Origin of the sequence: Sphaerimonospora thailandensis (assembly GCF_016863115.1) — a bacterium.
Classification (GTDB): domain Bacteria; phylum Actinomycetota; class Actinomycetes; order Streptosporangiales; family Streptosporangiaceae; genus Sphaerimonospora; species Sphaerimonospora cavernae.
The window spans coordinates 46,394-63,164 of record NZ_BOOG01000015.1 but is presented as its reverse complement, the minus strand read 5'-3'; the positions used below and the strand labels follow the sequence as shown (position 1 = coordinate 63,164).

Below are 16,771 nucleotides of genomic sequence, written 5' to 3'. Positions count from 1 at the left end.
CTACGCAGCTTGGACGCGATCCATCTGGCCACCGCGATGCAGTTCGGCGCGGTGGTGGAGCACTTCGTGACCTACGACAAGCGACTGATCACCGCGGCCGCCGCCATGGGGATGCCGGTCGCCTGTCCCGGCGCCTCACTCAACTGAGATACCCAGAGGCGGTCAGCGGCGGGGGCCGCCGTACGGGGGTGATGGCGGCGTGGGCGGTGCGGGAGGCTCCGGGGGGAAGCCGCCGCGGCGCATCTCGCGCCAGTTGTCCCGGGCCTCACGGCGTGCCTCGCGGGCATTGTCCCTGACGTCCCGGCGTATCTCGCGGACACTCTCACGGACCTCGCGCAGCATGTCGCGACGCGCCTGCCGGTCGTGCTCCAGCGCGTGACGGATGTTGTGCTCGATCTGATGGCCGATCTCGTGACGACGCTCCAGCCACCAATCGGTCCACGCGCCCAGGGCGCGCTTGATCGGCTCGGCCCGGGAGTCCCCGATGACCTTCACCTCGCCCATCACCACCCAGGCGTTCACCCTGACCACGGGCGCGTTGCGACCAGTCGGCGGCTCAACGGCCTGGACCTTCTTCTCTCCCATGATGGCGAAGCCGGAGAGCTCGACGTCGACACCGTCCGGGACGATGATCTTCACAGTGCCCATCACGCAGGTGACCGCGATGTCCACCTCGGGAGTGCGCACCTCGGCCTCGCGGAGGTCGATCGTGACATCGCCCATCACCGAGGCCGCGCCGATCTCCTGATCGATGCGCCACTTCCCCTTCCGCTTCTCGCTGCTCATCACCGCGACGATCCACTTGCGCACCCGGCCCTGTGGCCGGGCGGACTGGGCGGAGGGGGTGAACGCCGGGCCGGCGGCCGGGGCTCCGCCGGGGAGATCAACGGTCAACTGCGCCAGCTCGGCGTGGGTCCGGGCGAGATAGGCCGCCTCGGTCCGTTCGGTCAGCTCGGCGAGGGTCAACCGCCCCTCGACCGACGCCTCACGCAGCTTTTCCACCACAGACTCGCGTTCGGCGTCGGAAGCACGCATTCCACCCGGATCATTCACGATGTCTAAGGTAACGCCATCATGCGCGCGCTCCCATCCTCCCCGGGAACGATTGTGCGGGCATGTGTGAGCATAGAAGGGTGACCCGGAGCAAGCTTCTTGACGCGGTGGCGGGGGGCGACGTGGCGCGGGTGGCGGCCATGCTGCGTCCGGACATCACCCTGGACACCGCCCGGAACACCGACCTGAACCCCGCCCAGGGCACGACACCGCTCTACCACGCGGCCGTCACGGGAAAACACGAGATCGTCCGGCTGCTCCTGGAGTACGGCGCCGACCCGGACCAGCCGAGCGGCGGCGAGGACGAGGGGCTTCCCCTGTGCGCCGCCGCGTGCTGGGACCACGCGCAGACCGTGCAGGCGCTGCTCGACGGCGGCTGCGACCCCGACGCCCGGGAGCACGGCGGCTGGACCGCGCTGCTGTGGGCCTCGGCCAACGGTCACCTGGAGTCCGCCGACGTCCTGCTCGACGCCGGAGCCGACCCGGACGTGACCGACGACGACGGGGACACCCCTCTGACCCTCGCGGCGCGCTTCGGCGCGTACGGAATCGTCTGGTCGCTGCTGGAGCACGGCGCCGACCCCTCCCTGCCCGGCTCGGGTGGTCGGACCCCGCTGGAGATCGCCAGGCGGTGGGCGTCGGTGGACCTGGAGAGCGCGATGCGTGAGGAGGTCGCCGCCCAGGTGGAGGAACAGCGCGCGGAGGAAGAGCACGCGGGGGGCGGCCACACGGTGGTGACGGCCGGGTGCGCGGCCCCGGACGGCACCCGTCTGGTCACGGTGGAGGCGTGCCACCCCGAGGGTGGCGGCTTCGCGATCAGCCGGCAGTACGGCCATGCCGCGATCGCGACGCACCTGGAGATCGTCCTCGGCATCCGCCCGCCCGTCGCCGAGTTACTCGAACGCGTTACGCCGTACCGGGAGATCGACGAGGAGGACGAGACGTGGTGGGCGGCCGTGCAGGCGCTGCGGCGGCGGCATGACGACGAGACGTTCGAGGCGGCGTCGCGGCTGTGCGACAGCGCCGACCCGGTGGAGCGCGAGTTCGGCGCCGACGTGCTGGCCGAGTTCGGCCAGGACATGGAGCACGATCCCTATCATGAGCGCGCCCTGGCGATCCTGCGGGACATGGCCCGTCAGGAGAGCGACCCGCGGGTCGTCGAGGCCGTCCTGCACGCGTTCGGCCACCGGGCCGACGAACGGGCGTTTCCCGAGGTGCTGGGCATCGTCAACCTGCCCGGGCGGACGCCCACGGTGAGCGACCCGGTGGCGCTGGCCGCCGTCCTGCCGCCGGACGACGAGGAGGGGATCGCCGCGCTCGTCCGGCTGAGCGGGGACGCCGACCCCAAGGTACGCGACTGGGCCACCATGGGCATCGCGGGACTGGCCGCCGACACCCGGCGGATCAGGGAGGCTCTCGCCGCCCGGCTGGCGGACAGCGACCTGACGACGGTCGCGGAGGCCGCACGCGGCCTGGCCGGACGGGGGGATCGGCGGGCCATCGGCGGGATCCACCGGGTGCTGTGCGAGCCGAGCGGCGGCGAGCCGAGCAGCGGCGGGCAGCGCGGCGGCGGGCAGCGCGGCGGCGGGCAGCGCGGGGGGCAGGCGGGCGATCGGGAGGACGAGCGCGACTACGCCCGCGACCTCGTCCTGGAGGCGGCCGCCGAGCTGGGCCTGGAGATCCGCGAGGCCGGGATCGCCGGCACCGGAGTTCCGTGACCCCCCGAGTTCTGTTATCCGGAGTTCCGTGAGCTGGCGGTTTGGCCGGCCCGGGGGGATGCTGAACCTACTCCGACAGGTCGACCCATCCGAAGGTCAGCCCCCGCCCCGACAGGAGGACGCAGTGACCCACGACGTGACCAACCAGGTGCCCCCGCTGACCGGCCACGACGTGTCAGCCGACCGCGCACTGCTGGAGGGCCTCGCCCGCGAGGGCGCGGACTGGGCGACGGGGGAGCTTCATCAGCTCGGCGTGCTGGCCGGATCGGCGCGGGCGCAGGAGTGGGGCAGGCTGGCCAACGACAACCCGCCCGTGCTGCGCACCCACGACCGGTACGGCAACCGGATCGACGAGGTGGAGTTCCACCCGGCGTGGCACGAGCTGATGTCGGTCGCGGTCGCGAACGGCATGCACGCCGCGCCCTGGATGTCGGCCCGGCCCGGCGCGCACGTGGCGCGGGCGGCCAAGTTCTTCGTCTGGTCACAGGTGGAGGCCGGGCACGGCTGCCCGATCTCGATGACGTACGCCGCGGTGGCCGCGCTGCGGCACTCCCCCGCGCTGCGCGCCGAGTGGGAGCCGCTGCTGGCGTCACGCACCTATGATTTCGGGCTGCGCCCGGCGGCCGACAAGCGCGGGGTGCTGGCCGGCATGGCGATGACCGAGAAGCAGGGCGGTTCCGACGTCCGGGCGGGCACGACGCGGGCCGAGCCGCTCGCCGACGGAAGCTTCGCGATCACCGGGCACAAGTGGTTCAACTCGGCGCCCATGTGCGACGTGTTCCTGGTGCTGGCCCAGGCTCCCGGTGGTCTGTCGTGCTTCCTGCTCCCCCGCGTGCTGCCGGACGGCTCGCGCAACGCGATCCGGCTGATGCGCCTGAAGGACAAGCTCGGCAACCATTCCAACGCCTCGGCCGAGGTCGAGTATGAGCACGCCGTCACGTTCCTGGTCGGCGAGGAGGGTCGCGGCGTCCGGACGATCATCGAGATGGTCAACATGACCCGGCTCGACTGCGTGATCGGCTCCGCGGCCGGCATGCGGTACGGCCTGGCACAGGCGATCCACCACGCCGGCCACCGCAGGGCCTTCGGCAAGGAGTTGATCGACCAGCCCCTGATGCGCAACGTGCTCGCCGACCTGACGCTGGAGTCGGAGGCCGCGACCACGCTGATGCTGCGGCTGGCCGGGGCGACCGACCGGGCGGTACGCGGCGACGCCGCCGAGGGCCTGTTCCGCCGGGCGGCCCTGGCGGCCGCGAAGTACTGGGTGTGCAAGCGAGGCCCCGCGCACGCGGCCGAGACTCTGGAATGCCTGGGCGGCAACGGGTACGTCGAGGAGTCGCAGATGCCCCGCCTCTTCCGTGAGTCGCCGCTCAACGGCGTCTGGGAGGGCTCGGGCAACGTGGCCGCGCTCGACCTGATGCGGGTGCTGACGCGCGAACCCGAGGCGATGGAGGCGTTCTTCGCCGAGGTGGCGCTGGCCGGCGACGGCCGGGTCACCGACGCCGCCGAGCGGGTCCAGAAGACCATCGCCTCGGCCGGGGAGGCGGACGCGCGGCGCGTCGCCGAGGAGATGGCCCTGGTCCTGCAGGCGTCCCTGCTCGTACGGCACGCGCCCGCCGCGGTGGCCGACGCGTTCTGCGCCTCCCGGCTGGCGGGCGACTGGGGACGCGCCTTCGGCACGTTGCCGGGAGGCCTGGACCTGACGGCGGTCCTGAATCGCTCGGGGGGCACCGCGCGCTAGGGTCGTCCGTGGAAATGATTCTCACACCTATGGAAAGGGGAGCGAGATGGCGACCACGCGTACCGCCACGACCCAGTGGAAGGGTGCCCTCCTGGACGGATCGGGTTCGGTTTCGCTGGACTCCTCCGGCGTCGGCACCTTTGAGGTCTCCTGGCCGTCCCGTGCGGAGGAGGCGAACGGCAAGACCAGCCCCGAGGAGTTGATCGCCGCCGCCCATTCCTCGTGCTTCTCCATGGCGCTGTCCAACGGTCTGGCGAAGGCGGGGACTCCGCCGCAGTCGGTCGAGACCAGGGCGGACGTGACCTTCCAACCCGGTGAGGGCATCACCGGCATCGTGATCTCGGTCCGGGCCCAGGTGCCGGGGATCTCCGCCGAGGACTTCCAGCAGGCGGCCGAGACGGCGAAGGCCAACTGCCCGGTCAGCAAGGCCCTGGCGGGGACCACGATCTCGCTGAACGCCGAACTCGTCGGCTGATTCGAAACACCATCCCGGGTCCCCACGACCAGGTGGGGGCCCGGCAGGAACGGGGTCATATGCGCGAGGTCTGGCCTGGAGAGCAGTACCCCCTCGGTGCCACCTGGGACGGGGTGGGAACCAACTTCTCGGTGTTCTCTGAGGCCGCCGAGCGGATCGAGTTGTGCCTGTTCGACAACGACGGCGCTGAGAGCCGTGTCGACCTGCCCGAGGTCGACGGGTTCGTCTGGCACGGCTACGTGCCGGGGATCATGCCCGGCCAGCGGTACGGCCTGCGCGTCCACGGGCCGTACAAGCCCGAGCACGGCCACCGGTGCAATCCCGCCAAGCTGCTGCTCGATCCGTACGGCAAGGCCGTCGAGGGCTCGGTACGGTGGAACGAGTCGCTTTTCTCCTACCATTTCGCCGACCCGGCGCGGCTGAACACCGGCGACTCCGCCCCTTACATGCCGAAGAACGTGGTGATCAATCCGTTCTTCGACTGGGGCAACGACCGTCCGCCGCGTACGCCGTACCACGAGACCGTGATCTATGAGGCGCACGTGCGCGGCCTCACGATGCGGCACCCGGGGGTGCCGGAGGAGCAGCGCGGCACCTATGCCGGGCTCGCGCATCCCGCCGTGCTCGATCACCTGCTCTCGATCGGGGTGACCGCGGTCGAGCTGATGCCGGTGCACCAGTTCGTGCCGGAGCACGCGATGGTGGCCAGGGGGCTGACCAACTACTGGGGCTACAACACGATCGCCTACCTGGCCCCGCACAACGCGTACTCGAGCGCCGGGCAGCGGGGCGAGCAGGTCCAGGAGTTCAAGGCGATGGTCCGCGCGCTGCACGAGGCCGGGATCGAGGTGATCCTCGACGTCGTCTACAACCACACCGCCGAGGGCGACCACATGGGCCCGACGCTCGGCTTCCGGGGGATCGACAACGTCGCCTACTACCGGCTGCACGACGAGGACCGGCGCTACTACCTCGACTACACCGGTTGCGGCAACTCGCTCAACGTCCGCTCGCCGCACGCGCTACAGCTGATCATGGACTCGCTGCGCTACTGGGTGCAGGAGATGCACGTGGACGGCTTCCGCTTCGACCTCGCGGCGGCGCTCGCCCGGGAGCTGCACGACGTGGACCGGCTGAGCGCGTTCTTCGACCTCATCCAGCAGGACCCGGTGATCTCCCAGGTGAAGCTGATCGCCGAGCCGTGGGACGTCGGCCCCGGCGGTTACCAGGTCGGCAACTTCCCGCCCCTGTGGACCGAGTGGAACGGCAAGTACCGCGACGCCGTACGCGACTTCTGGCGGGGCGGCGCCAGGACCATGCCCGAGTTCGCCTCCCGGCTGTCCGGCTCGAGCGATCTGTACGCCACCAGCGGCCGCCGGCCGGTCGCCTCGATCAACTTCGTCACCTGCCACGACGGGTTCACCCTCACCGACCTGGTCTCCTACAACCGCAAGCACAACGAGGCCAACGGCGAGGACAACCGCGACGGCACCGACGACAACCGCTCCTGGAACTGCGGCGTGGAGGGCCCGGCCGACGATCCCCAGATCATGCGGCTGCGGCGGCGGCAGCGGCGCAACTTCCTGGCCACGCTGTTCGTGTCGCAGGGAGTGCCGATGATCGCGGCGGGCGACGAGTTCGGCCGCACCCAGCACGGCAACAACAACGCCTACTGCCAGGACAACGAGATCTCCTGGGTCGACTGGTCGCTGGCCGAGACTGAGGCGGACCTGCTCGGGTTCGTCCGGCGGCTGGCCGAGCTCCGGCGCGATCACCCGGTCTTCCGCCGGCGCAGGTTCTTCCACGGCAAGGTCCGCGACGGCGTACGCGATATCGTCTGGCTGACCCCGGCCGGTGAGGAGATGACCGACGCCGACTGGGCCACCGGTTACGCCAAGTCGCTCGCGGTGTTCCTCAACGGCGACGCGATCAGCGAGCCCGGCCCGCGTGGGGAGAAGATCTGGGACGACTCGTTCCTTCTGCTGATCAACGCCCACCACGAGAGCCTGACGTTCACCCTGCCCTCGGCCGAGTTCGGTGACCACTGGCAATCGGTGCTCGACACCGCCGATGAGGCGCCGGACCGGGGTGCCGCCGACGAAGAGGTCCGGAGAGCGGGCGCGGACGTGTCCGTCGCCCCCCGGTCCCTTCAGATCCTGCGCCGCGCACAGGACTAGCACCTCCTCCTGGCCCGGCTCCTGCTGGTCCTTCAGTCCTTGAGGATGACGGCCAGGGCCGCCTTGACGTGGGCCTCGGCGGCCGGTTTGGTGATCCCGAGCCCGGAGAGCACGCCGGAGCCGTCCTCCAACTCCAGCAGGGCGAGCAGGATGTGCTCGGTCCCTACGTAGTTGTGGCCCATCCGCAGGGACTCCCGGAGTGTGAGCTCCAGTGCCTTGCGCGCCTGCGCGTCGTACGGCACGATCTCGGGCACCACATCGGCGGCCGGCGGCAACTCCGCGGCCACGGCCTGCCGTACGGCCTCCGGCGGCACGCCCTGGGCGGCGATGGCCTTCGCGGCCAGGCCGTCGGGCTCGCTCAGCAGGCCCAGCACCAGGTGCTCGGGGCGGACCTCGTCGTTGCTCGCGGCGCGGGCTTCGTTGTGCGCCGCCATCACGACATTCCTGGCTCTCGGGGTGAACCGCCCGAAGCCCTGGCCGGGGTCGAGCGTCTCGGCGGCGGCCTTCGGCACGAACCGCTTCTGCGCGGCCTGCTTGGTGACCCCCATGCTCCTGCCGATGTCGGTCCAGGAGGCGCCCGACCGTCGGGCCTGGTCGACGAAGTGGCCGATCAGGTGGTCGGCGACGTCGCCGAGATGGTCGGCCAGCAGGACCGCGTCGGAGAGTTGGTCGAGCGTGTCGGTGTGCGCCTTCTTGATCGCCTCGATCAGGTCGTCGAGGCGGACGGGATGCAGCGAATGGATCGGATTCGTCATACCGTCAACGATAGGTTGACGACACGTTATCGTCAACTCGGCGTTGACGCCCCTCGTGCCCCGTTCCAGGTAGTTTCAGCCCGTGGCCACGGAACCTTCGCAAATACCTATAGAACGGACCTCGATCCGCCCCCGGGCGGCGGTCGTACGGGACGCCCTGGGCGTGGGCGTCGCCGTCGGCCTGTCCGGATTCGCCTTCGGCGTGACCTCGGCCGGGGCCGGGCTGAGCCTGGCCCAGACGTGCGTGCTCTCCCTGCTCGTGTTCACCGGGGCGTCGCAGTTCGCGCTCGTCGGCGCGCTGGGCGTGGGCGGCAACCCCGCCGCGGCCGTGGCCGGAGCGCTGTTCCTCGGCGTGCGCAACGCCTTCTACGGACTGCGACTGGCCCAGTTGATGCGCCTGCCACGCGCGGTGCGCCCGCTCGCCGCGCAGTGGATCATCGACGAGACGTCGGCCGTGGCCATGGCGCAGCCGGATCGACGCAGCGCGCGGCTCGGCTTCGCGGTCACCGGGGCCAGCCTGTACGTGCTGTGGAACCTCACCACGTTCCTCGGCGCGCTGGGCGCCGAGGCGCTCGGCGACCCGTCCGCGTGGGGGCTGGACGCCGCCGGGCCGGCCGTCTTCCTGGCGCTGCTCGCTTCGATGCTGCGTGGACGGCAGGAGGTCCTGGTCGCCGTCCTCGCCGTCGCGCTCGCGCTGGCCTGCCTGCCGCTGCTGCCGGCGGGCGTCCCCGTCCTCGTCTCGGCGCTGGCCGCACCGATCGTCTTGGCCCTCACCCGCCGCCCGGAGGCATCCCGTTGACCGTCTGGATCGCCGTCGCCGTCACCGCGCTCGGCTGCTACCTCGTCAAACTGCTCGGACTGTCCGTGCCCGCGGGGCTGTTGGACCGGCCCTTCGTACGGCGGATGGCGGCCCTCGTGCCGGTCGCCATGCTGGCCGCGCTCACGGCCATCCAGACCTTCGGCAGCGGCCAGGCGCTCGTCGTCGACGCGCGGGCCGCCGGGCTGGCGGCGGCGGCCGTCGCGCTGCTGCTACGCGCGCCGTTCCTCGTGGTCGTCGCGGTCGCGGTCGCCGTCACCGCCGCCGTCCGCGCGCTCACCGGTTAGCGGGTCGGCCGCCGAGGATGTCGGCGAGGTCGTAGGCGACGGGCCGGTCGAGCTGGTCGTAGGTGCACGAGTCCGGCTCCCGGTCGGGCCGCCAGCGGCGGAACTGGGCCGTGTGCCGGAACCTGTCCCCCTCCATATGGTCGTAGGCCACCTCGACCACCAGTTCGGGCCGCAGCGGGATGAACGACAGGTCCTTCTTGGCGTTCCACCGCGACACCGCGCCGGGCAGGCGCTGCGCGGCACGTTCCCCCGTCGCGCCGCCCTCGGCGGCCTCCGCCCAGTGGCCCCACGGATGTTCGCTCAGATCGTCCATCCGGTACGGCGCGAGCTCGGCGACCAACTCCGCGCGCCGCTTCATCGGGAACGACGCGGCCACCCCCACGTGATGCAGGCGGCCATCGGCCGAGTAGAGCCCCAGCAGCAGCGAACCGACAATCGGGCCGCTCTTGTGCTCGCGGTAACCCGCGACGACGCAGTCGGCCGTCCGCTCGTGCTTGACCTTGAACATCACCCGCTTGTCCGGCGCGTACGGAATGTCGCCCGGCTTGACGACGATGCCGTCCAGCCCGGCGCCCTCGAACACGCCGAACCACTCGGCGGCCTGTCGCTCGTCCATCGTGGCCGGGGTCAGCCGTACCGAACCGGAGGCCGCGCCGAGGATCTTCTCCAGACGGGCCCGCCGGAGGGAGAACGGCTCGGCCATCAGGTCCTCCGAACCCTCGGCGAGCAGGTCGAAGGCGACGAACGAGGCGGGTGTCCGCTCGGCCAGCAGCTTCACCCGGGACGCCGCCGGGTGGATCCGCTGCTGCAGCGCGTCGAAGTCGAGCGTCTCGCCCGAGACGACGACGATCTCGCCGTCCACCACGCAGCGCGGCGGCAGCTCGGCCTGGACGGCCGCCACCAACTCGGGGAAGTAGCGCGTGAACGGCCGCTCGTTCCGGCTGCCCAGATAGACCTCGTCGCCGTCGCGGAACACGATGCAGCGGAAGCCGTCCCACTTGGGCTCGTAGTAGAGCGTGCCGTCCTGCGGCGGGAGCCGCTTGACCGCCTTGGCCAGCATCGGCGCCACCGGCGGTTCGACCGGAAGGTTCATCGAGGCTCCTCCCTGACGTATCGGGTGAACAGGACGCCGTCCTCCTCGAGCACGTGCGCCAGGGCGAGCGGCGTCCGTGCGGCGACGCCGTTCAGGACACGCGCCGCGTCTCCGCCGGCCAGCAACGGGCTGATCGTGAGCACCAGTTCGTCGACCAACCCGGCTGCGGCGAGCTCGGCGTTCAGCCGCGGCCCGCCCTCGCACAATATGCGGCCGAGCCCACGCTCGCGCAGCAGGCGCACCGCCACCGCCATGTCGACCAGCTCCTCCCCCGCGACGAGCACCTCGGCGTTCTTTCCCGCCTCTTCGAGGCGGTCCCGCGGCGCCGCCCGGGTGGTGATGACGATGGTCCGCTGGTACGGCTCGGCCTCGGCGAACAGCGGCCCGCGCAGGTCGAGGTCGAGCCGCCGGGTGATGAGGGCGATCGGCGGCGCGGGCGGGCGGCCCTCGCGCAGCGCGGGCCATCCCGCACGCGGCTTCGACGGGCCGTACCCCTCGGTCCTGACCGTCCCCGCACCCGCCAGCACCACGTCGGCCAGGCCGCGCAGGACATGGAAGATCCGCCGGTCCCCCGGGCTCGACAGCCCCGCCGACCTGCCCTCCAGCCACGCCGCACCGTCGGCGCTGGCCACCATGTTGACCCGCAGGCATCCTCCCGGCGGGTAGGCGTAGACGGCGGCGAGGTCAGGATCGTCCTCGACATAGGGATGTATACGACGCACGCTCCCACCCTGGCACACCTACGGACCTCCAGGGTTGGTGATCCCGCCGCTCACGTGCCACCTGACGCTGCCGGCCGGTAGGCTCGGCCGGTGATCTCCAAATGCAATGCATTACCAGAGGCTGCGCTCGTAAGGATTCGGGGCGGAAAGGTTTCGTCTTGAGCTATCGCGGCCTCTCGCTGCTTCTCAGCCTGACCCTGGCCGGGCTTACCGGATGTGGTTCCGGCAAGCCCGTCAGGGTTTCTCCGGAGAGCGCGCTGCGGGATCAATGTGGTTCTGTTCCTCCAGACGTCCGGCGAGTGATCCTGCGGGCGCGAGACGGCGTCCGACTGGGCGCGGCCGCTCTCGGTCCCGCCGACGCCCGGGTCGGCGTGGTTCTCGTTCACGGACTGAATCAGAGCCTGTGCGACTGGCTGGAGGAGATCGGCGAAGTCGTCGAGGAAACTCACGCACAGGTGGTGATTCCCGACCGCCGCGGCACGGGTTCCAGCGAAGGAGCCCCGAACATGACCCGGTACGTGGAGGACACGATCGATGCGCTGCACTGGCTGAAGAGTGGTGGAGCCGTACGGTTCGCGGTCATGGGGACTTCCTACGGCGCTCCCATCGCCCTCGCCGCCGGGAAGAAAGCCGGAAACGAAAATATTGCCATATGCGCGGCTGTCGCCATCTCGCCATTACAGGCCATAAGTGACCGAAGTGGTTCGGTCGACCCTCTGGGCGCGAAAGAACCGCTACCCAAGACATGGATCGCCACCGAGGAAGGTAACACCGACATCGCGAGCAACGCCAAAGAGATATTCGGCCACGTGAACACCCGGAATCGTGGAGAACTGCTGTTCGTCCCCGGGAAGGACCACAGCACCGGGTTGGTGAAAAATCACCCCGAGGCCGGGCGCCTGATAAAGGACGCGATCCTTTCGTGTTCGCCGTAGCGTCGGCACCTGGTTGACGCGTCCGCGGTCAACCGCCGTCTGCACGCTCTGCACGCGTGGACCCTCGGGTTCCAGGATCTGCGGGTAGCGCTCGCGCACCTGCTCGATGAACGCGTACGTCTCCTGCGGCAGCCGCCCGGTGTCGACCGTGATGACCCGCACGTCCGGACGGATCTTCGTGGCCATGTCCAGCACGACCATGCCGTCGATCTGCAGCACGGTGACCACCTCCACCCGGTCGCCGAGTGCATCGAAGGCCCATTCGATGACGTCCTCGGGTTCCTGGTCATCGAGATCCATCGCGATCTCGCCGATCTCCAGGTCGTCGAAGGACACTCGCTCGCCGTCCGGGCGACTGGAATCGGCACGTTGCCGACGGGCTGCGTGCGTCCCTGTCAGGAGGCCGACGGGCGGGCCTTGGAAGGTTGGACGCGTTTGGGTTCGCCGGGCATCTTGGGGTAGTTCGGCGGGTATGGCAGGTCGCCCCGGCCGTCCGCGGCGTACCACTCGAGCAGCGTGTCGATGGCGAACGCCTGGTCGTCGATGGTCCGCTGGAGGTCGCCGATCTCCGCGAACCGCCTCGGCATGCTGCGGATGTCGAAGTCGCGGGGGTCGCAGTCGGCCAGCTCATCCCAGGTCACGGGGGCGGAGACCGTGGCGTCCGGCCGGGCGCGCACCGCGTAGGCGGCGGCCACCGTGCGGTCGCGGGCGTTCTGGTTGTAGTCGATGAAGACCTTCTCCCCCCGCTCCTCCTTCCACCAGGCGGTGGTCGCCAGGCCGGGGAGACGCCGCTCCACCTCGCGGGCGAACGCGATCGCGGCGTGCCGTACCTCGGTGAAGGTCCAGCGGGGCTCGATGCGCACGCTGATGTGGACGCCGCGGTTGCCCGAGGTCTTCGGGAACCCGGTCATGCCGAGCTCGCCGAGCACCTCGCCCGCGGCGAAGGCCACCTTGCGGGCGTCCTCGAAGGAGGTGCCGGGCTGCGGGTCGATGTCGATGCGCAGCTCATCGGGGTGATCGAGGTCGGGCCGGCGGGCAGGCCAGGGGTGGAAGTCGATCGTTCCGAGGTTCGCGCACCAGGCGATGGCCGCGACCTCCGTCGGGCAGAACGCGTCGGCGGTGCGCCCGCTGGGGAAGCCCACGGTGACGGTTTCGATCCAGTCGGGATGCTTGGGCATCCGCTTCTGGTAGATCGCCTCGGACTCGACACCGTCGGGGTGCCGTTTGAGGTAGGTCGGCCGGTCGCGCAGGGCGCGCAGCACACCGTCCCCGACGCTCACGTAGTACTCCACCAGGTCGCGCTTGGTCGCTCCCACACCCGGGAAGTAGATCTTGTCCGGGTTGGTCACCTTGACCGTCTGACCCTCGACTTCGAGTTCGATGTACGGCGATGCCATGTGACGGACACTACCCAGAAAGGAGATGGTCCGCCCCGGGCTGCCAACGGCGGCCGGACCGGGAGCTCCCACAAGCCCGCTCGCCCTGTCCGGGCGGGGCTCGTGGTCGCGTGAACGCGACGGGACGGACCACGTGAGGCGCCCCAGAGCGGCGTCCAGCACGGGTCGGGTGCTTCTCGCCCTGAGGCCTCGTCTGTGAAGACGCCGGGAGGACCGCGAAAGGATGCTCCGGGCGAGGAGAACTGACCTTCCCTTGGCCGAATTAGGCTGGTGCTCATGGACAAGGTGATCAGAAGTGAAGAGGAGTGGCGGGCCCGGCTGTCTCCGGAGGAGTACCGGGTGCTCCGGCAGGCGGGGACGGAGCAACCCTTCACCGGTGAGTACGTGGACACCAAGACGGCCGGGGTCTACTCCTGCCGTGCCTGCGGCGCCGAGCTGTTCCGCTCGCGGGCCAAGTTCGAGTCGCACTGCGGGTGGCCGTCGTTCTTCGAACCCTCCGAGTCGGCGGCCGTGACCCTGCACCGGGACGACTCACTGGGCATGAGCCGGGTGGAGGTCCGCTGCGCGAGGTGCGACTCCCACCTGGGGCATGTTTTCCACGGCGAGGGCTACCCGACCCCGACCGACGACCGCTACTGCATCAACTCCGTGTGCCTGACGCTCGAACCCACGGAGTGAATTCACCTCATTGAGGTTCCGGGTGGGTCACGCGGCAGTCGGCGTCGTCGGGGCCGAGGACGTTGGCGAGGACCGGGTTGCCGTTCCCGCCGTGTTTCGCCTGCACGAAGACGACCGGGTTGCGCTCACCCTGCTCCTCCAGGTACTCCAGGCCGCGCTTGCACAGCGTGATCGCCGTCTTGGAGTTTCCGGCGTTCTCCGGCAGGTTCGTGTAGATCCGCAGGTAGCGCCCGGTGGTCCGGATGTCGCGCACGCGCTTGGCAGTGCCGTCCTTCCATCGGCTCTTGAAGTAGGCCGCCGCCTTCTTGTCGGTGAACTTCGAAAGGCCGGACGCCTTGGCGGCCGACGTCCCGGCCGACTTCGCCGTGGTCTCGGCGGCCGCCTCGATCGGCGCCTCGATCGGCGCCTCGGTCGACGCCGGCGCGGCGACCGCCGCCGTCGTCGCGGCGCCCGGCGGGTCTGCCACATGCAAGATCGGGCCGGCGACCGCGAAGGCTCCCCCGGCGGCGATGGTCACCCCGAGGGCGGCGACCTGTGCCCTGGCGCGCCGCTTGCGGCGGCGCGCCCTGGAACGTGCCAGACGGCTCGACACTCTGCCTCACAAAGACGGGAACGTTCCGTCACATTATGGCAAAGCCTCGGCCATGACCAGCCCGTGATTCCGACATTCAGCGCAAGTGACTCCGCTCACACCTGTCCGGCCGGATGCGGAGTCAGGGCAGCGCGGCGACGAGTTCGCTGACCGGCTTGCGCACCCCGGTGTAGAACGGGATCTCCACCCGGGTGTGCCGCCGTGCCTCGGCCCCCCGCAGGTGGCGCATGAGGTCGACGATGCGGTGCAGCTCGTCCGCCTCGAACGCGAGCATCCACTCGAAGTCGTTCAGCGCGAAGCAGGAGACCGTGTTGGCCCGCACGTCGGGGTACTCCCGGGCCATCTTCCCGTGCTCGGCGAGCATCGCCCTGCGCTCGGAGTCCTCCAGCAGGTACCACTCCAGCGACCGGACGAAGGGATACACGCAGACGAAACCCCTGGGCTGCTCGTCCGCGAGGAAGGCCGGAATGTGCGACTTGTTGAACTCGGCCGGGCGGTGCAGGGCCATCGCCGACCACACCGGCTCACTGGCGCGGCCCACGGCCGTACGGCGGAAGCGGGTGTAGACGTCCTGCAGGTCCTCAGCGGACGGGGCGTGCCACCAGAACATGAAGTCCGCGTCGGCCCGGAACCCGGCCACGTCGTAGCAGCCGCGGGTCACCACGTCCTTGCCCGCCGCCTGGGCGAGCAGCTCCTCGAGCTCCCCGGTGAGGCTCTCCCTGGCCTCCGGCAGCCGGTCGCGCAGCCGGAAGACCGACCACATGGTGTAGCGGATCACGAGGTTGAGGTCACGCGCCTTCGGACGCTGGGCGGCTTCGGACTGGACGGGTTCAGGTGCGGTGGGCTCGCTCATGGCTTCATTCTGCCTTCGGGAGCCGCCGGGTCGGTCCGCGCCCCGGCCTTCGGCTCCTGCTCGGCCCTCAGGTGTTCCAGGATGCGGGCGGCGGCCGTACGGCCGGTGGCGGCGCAGGCCGGGATGCCGACGCCGTCGTAGGCGGCGCCGCACAACGCCAGACCGGGCTGTGCGGCCACCGCGGCGCGCGCTCGGGCGACCCGGTCGAGGTGACCGACGTCGTACTGCGGAAGCGAGCCGCCCCACCTCGTGACGCGCGTGTCGGCCGGCAGCCCGCGCGCCCCCATGATCTCCGTCATCTCGTTCATCGCGAGGGCGACCAACTCGGCATCGTCACGCTGGAGAACCGCCTCCTCGCCCAGCCGGCCGAGCGAGCAGCGCACGATGACCAGGTCGCGGCCGGCCTCGGCCAGGTGCGGCCACTTGGTCGTGGCGAACGTCGCCGCCTTCACCGGCCTGCCCTCGACCGCCGGCACCAGGTAGCCGCTGCCGCGCGGCGCCTGCGGGAAGGCCGCCCCGGGGTAGGCGAGGGTGACGACGGCCATGCTGGAGTATTCGATCCGCGCCAGCTCGGCCGCCGCCCTGGGCGCCTCCCGCGCCAGCAGCCGCGAGGCGGGCCGGGCCGGGACCGCCAGGATCACGGCGTCCGCGTCGATGATCTCTTCCTCCCGGGTGGGACCGACGACCAGCCGCCAGCCGTCCTCGGTGCGGATGAGCTCGCGGACCGTGGTCCCCGTACGGACGTCCGCGCCGGAGGCCTTCGCCACCGCCTGCGGCAGGCTGCCCATCCCGTGCTTGAGGGTGGTGAACACCGGGCCGGCGTCCTTGGGCGCCTTGGCCGCGATGACGGAGGCGGCCCGCAGCAGCGACCGCTCGGTCCGGGCGGCGGCGGCGACGCTGGGCATGGTGGCGTCCAGGGACAACCTGTCAGAGCGGCCCGCGTACACCCCGCCGAGCATCGGTTCGATCAGCCGGTCGACCACCTCGCCGCCCATCCGCGCCCGGATGTAGGCGGCGACGGACACGTCGGTCGTGACGAGCGTCGGCGGGAGGACCCGGTCGAGCGACACCCGGGCGAGGCCGCCCGGGGACAGGATGCCCGATCGGGCGAGCGCGACCAGGTCGGAGGGCACGCCCATCACCTGCCCGGCGGGCATGGCGCGCAGGGACCCCCGCGACAGGACGGCCGCGCGCGTGGTCCCCGGATGGACGAGCGCGTCGCCGAGACCGGCGAGCCGTGCGAGGTCCTTGCCCTCCGGCCGCCGCGCCAGCATGGCTTCTGCGCCGGCGTCCACCTCCACGCCCGCGACCTCGGAGGCGTGCAGCTTGCCGCCGATCCGCACGGCGCCCTCCAGCACCGTGATCTTGAGTCGGGCGTCGGCGCGGTTCAGATGGAGGGCGGCGGCCAGGCCGGCGATGCCCCCACCGACGATCACGACATGACGACCAGAGATCTCGTCCATACCCCAAAAGCTACC

16 protein-coding genes and 1 pseudogene are annotated in these 16,771 nt (G+C 70.8%); 8 read left to right on the top strand and 9 right to left on the bottom strand.

Annotated elements, in window-relative coordinates:
* Window positions 1–162: 162 nt before the first annotated feature.
* Window positions 163–1,035, bottom strand: coding sequence for a DUF1707 SHOCT-like domain-containing protein (locus Mth01_RS08915; RefSeq protein ID WP_239089486.1), 873 nt, complete (start codon window positions 1,033–1,035; stop codon window positions 163–165).
* A gap of 98 nt (window positions 1,036–1,133) precedes the next feature.
* Here Mth01_RS08915 and Mth01_RS08910 point away from each other — a divergent pair, with 98 nt between their 5' ends.
* The 4 genes from Mth01_RS08910 (at window position 1,134) to glgX (ending at window position 7,164) form a co-directional block, all read left to right on the top strand.
* Window positions 1,134–2,771 (top strand): ankyrin repeat domain-containing protein, encoded by a 1,638-nt coding sequence (locus Mth01_RS08910; RefSeq protein WP_239089485.1) that lies wholly within the window; start codon window positions 1,134–1,136, stop codon window positions 2,769–2,771.
* A gap of 124 nt (window positions 2,772–2,895) precedes the next feature.
* Entirely contained in the window at window positions 2,896–4,512 is a 1,617-nt protein-coding gene (locus Mth01_RS08905) for an isovaleryl-CoA dehydrogenase (protein ID WP_239089484.1), read from the top strand.
* 46 nt (window positions 4,513–4,558) lie between these two features.
* Complete coding sequence (locus Mth01_RS08900) at window positions 4,559–4,987, top strand: OsmC family protein (RefSeq protein WP_204014273.1); 429 nt, start codon at window positions 4,559–4,561, stop codon at window positions 4,985–4,987.
* A gap of 59 nt (window positions 4,988–5,046) precedes the next feature.
* Entirely contained in the window at window positions 5,047–7,164 is a 2,118-nt protein-coding gene (glgX, locus tag Mth01_RS08895; protein ID WP_204014271.1) for a glycogen debranching protein GlgX, read from the top strand.
* A 32-nt stretch (window positions 7,165–7,196) separates the two neighbouring features.
* Here glgX and Mth01_RS08890 read toward each other — a convergent pair whose 3' ends face one another.
* Window positions 7,197–7,919 (bottom strand): Clp protease N-terminal domain-containing protein, encoded by a 723-nt coding sequence (locus Mth01_RS08890; protein WP_204014268.1) that lies wholly within the window; start codon window positions 7,917–7,919, stop codon window positions 7,197–7,199.
* 82 nt (window positions 7,920–8,001) lie between these two features.
* On the opposite strand from Mth01_RS08890, the gene Mth01_RS08885 reads away from it, so the two are divergent.
* Both Mth01_RS08885 and Mth01_RS08880 read left to right on the top strand, forming a co-directional pair.
* On the top strand, window positions 8,002–8,718 hold the full coding sequence (locus Mth01_RS08885; RefSeq protein WP_239089483.1) for an AzlC family ABC transporter permease: 717 nt from the start codon (window positions 8,002–8,004) through the stop codon (window positions 8,716–8,718).
* A complete protein-coding gene (locus tag Mth01_RS08880; protein ID WP_204014265.1) occupies window positions 8,715–9,023 on the top strand; it encodes an AzlD domain-containing protein in 309 nt (102 codons plus the stop codon). The genes Mth01_RS08885 and Mth01_RS08880 overlap by 4 nt, the downstream gene beginning before the upstream one ends.
* On the opposite strand, the gene Mth01_RS08875 is transcribed toward Mth01_RS08880, so the two are convergent.
* Together Mth01_RS08875 and Mth01_RS08870 are read right to left on the bottom strand one after the other, a co-directional pair.
* Window positions 9,013–10,116: an ATP-dependent DNA ligase gene (locus Mth01_RS08875; RefSeq protein WP_204014263.1), complete on the bottom strand. Its 1,104-nt coding sequence runs from the start codon at window positions 10,114–10,116 to the stop codon at window positions 9,013–9,015. The two genes, Mth01_RS08880 and Mth01_RS08875, sit on opposite strands and share 11 nt — an antisense overlap.
* The gene (locus Mth01_RS08870; protein WP_239089482.1) at window positions 10,113–10,838 is read right to left on the bottom strand and encodes a pyrimidine reductase family protein; all 726 of its coding nucleotides are present in this window, start codon (window positions 10,836–10,838) and stop codon (window positions 10,113–10,115) included. The genes Mth01_RS08875 and Mth01_RS08870 overlap by 4 nt, the downstream gene beginning before the upstream one ends.
* 101 nt (window positions 10,839–10,939) lie before the next feature.
* On the opposite strand from Mth01_RS08870, the pseudogene Mth01_RS30365 reads away from it, so the two are divergent.
* Window positions 10,940–11,530 (top strand): annotated as a pseudogene (locus tag Mth01_RS30365) (alpha/beta hydrolase); the annotation flags it as partial.
* A 42-nt stretch (window positions 11,531–11,572) separates the two neighbouring features.
* Here the strand turns inward: Mth01_RS30365 and Mth01_RS29615 are convergent.
* Together Mth01_RS29615 and ligD are read right to left on the bottom strand one after the other, a co-directional pair.
* Complete coding sequence (locus Mth01_RS29615) at window positions 11,573–12,109, bottom strand: phosphoadenosine phosphosulfate reductase domain-containing protein (RefSeq protein WP_239089481.1); 537 nt, start codon at window positions 12,107–12,109, stop codon at window positions 11,573–11,575.
* 59 nt (window positions 12,110–12,168) lie between these two features.
* Window positions 12,169–13,170: a non-homologous end-joining DNA ligase gene (gene ligD / locus Mth01_RS08860; RefSeq protein WP_204014257.1), complete on the bottom strand. Its 1,002-nt coding sequence runs from the start codon at window positions 13,168–13,170 to the stop codon at window positions 12,169–12,171.
* 276 nt (window positions 13,171–13,446) lie between these two features.
* Here ligD and msrB point away from each other — a divergent pair, with 276 nt between their 5' ends.
* Complete coding sequence (msrB, locus tag Mth01_RS08855) at window positions 13,447–13,848, top strand: peptide-methionine (R)-S-oxide reductase MsrB (RefSeq protein ID WP_204014255.1); 402 nt, start codon at window positions 13,447–13,449, stop codon at window positions 13,846–13,848.
* A gap of 7 nt (window positions 13,849–13,855) precedes the next feature.
* Here the strand turns inward: msrB and Mth01_RS08850 are convergent, their stop codons facing one another.
* The 3 genes from Mth01_RS08850 to hemG form a co-directional block, all read right to left on the bottom strand.
* Window positions 13,856–14,440 (bottom strand): hypothetical protein, encoded by a 585-nt coding sequence (locus Mth01_RS08850; RefSeq protein ID WP_204014253.1) that lies wholly within the window; start codon window positions 14,438–14,440, stop codon window positions 13,856–13,858.
* 121 nt (window positions 14,441–14,561) lie between these two features.
* Window positions 14,562–15,293 carry a hydrogen peroxide-dependent heme synthase gene (hemQ, locus tag Mth01_RS08845; RefSeq protein ID WP_204014251.1) on the bottom strand — a complete coding sequence of 244 codons (732 nt, stop codon included), beginning with the start codon at window positions 15,291–15,293 and terminating at the stop codon, window positions 14,562–14,564.
* Window positions 15,290–16,756 (bottom strand): protoporphyrinogen oxidase, encoded by a 1,467-nt coding sequence (gene hemG / locus Mth01_RS08840; RefSeq protein WP_204014249.1) that lies wholly within the window; start codon window positions 16,754–16,756, stop codon window positions 15,290–15,292. The genes hemQ and hemG overlap by 4 nt, the downstream gene beginning before the upstream one ends.
* Window positions 16,757–16,771 lie beyond the last annotated feature (15 nt).

Coding starts and splice junctions, on each gene's coding strand:
- Mth01_RS08915 (WP_239089486.1), bottom strand. CDS start 1,035: ATGCGTGCTTCCGACGCCGAACGCGAGTCTGTGGTGGAAAAGCTGCGT.
- Mth01_RS08900 (WP_204014273.1), top strand. CDS start 4,559: ATGGCGACCACGCGTACCGCCACGACCCAGTGGAAGGGTGCCCTCCTG.
- glgX (WP_204014271.1), top strand. CDS start 5,047: ATGCGCGAGGTCTGGCCTGGAGAGCAGTACCCCCTCGGTGCCACCTGG.
- Mth01_RS08890 (WP_204014268.1), bottom strand. CDS start 7,919: ATGACGAATCCGATCCATTCGCTGCATCCCGTCCGCCTCGACGACCTG.
- Mth01_RS08875 (WP_204014263.1), bottom strand. CDS start 10,116: ATGAACCTTCCGGTCGAACCGCCGGTGGCGCCGATGCTGGCCAAGGCG.
- ligD (WP_204014257.1), bottom strand. CDS start 13,170: ATGGCATCGCCGTACATCGAACTCGAAGTCGAGGGTCAGACGGTCAAG.
- msrB (WP_204014255.1), top strand. CDS start 13,447: ATGGACAAGGTGATCAGAAGTGAAGAGGAGTGGCGGGCCCGGCTGTCT.
- hemQ (WP_204014251.1), bottom strand. CDS start 15,293: ATGAGCGAGCCCACCGCACCTGAACCCGTCCAGTCCGAAGCCGCCCAG.
- hemG (WP_204014249.1), bottom strand. CDS start 16,756: ATGGACGAGATCTCTGGTCGTCATGTCGTGATCGTCGGTGGGGGCATC.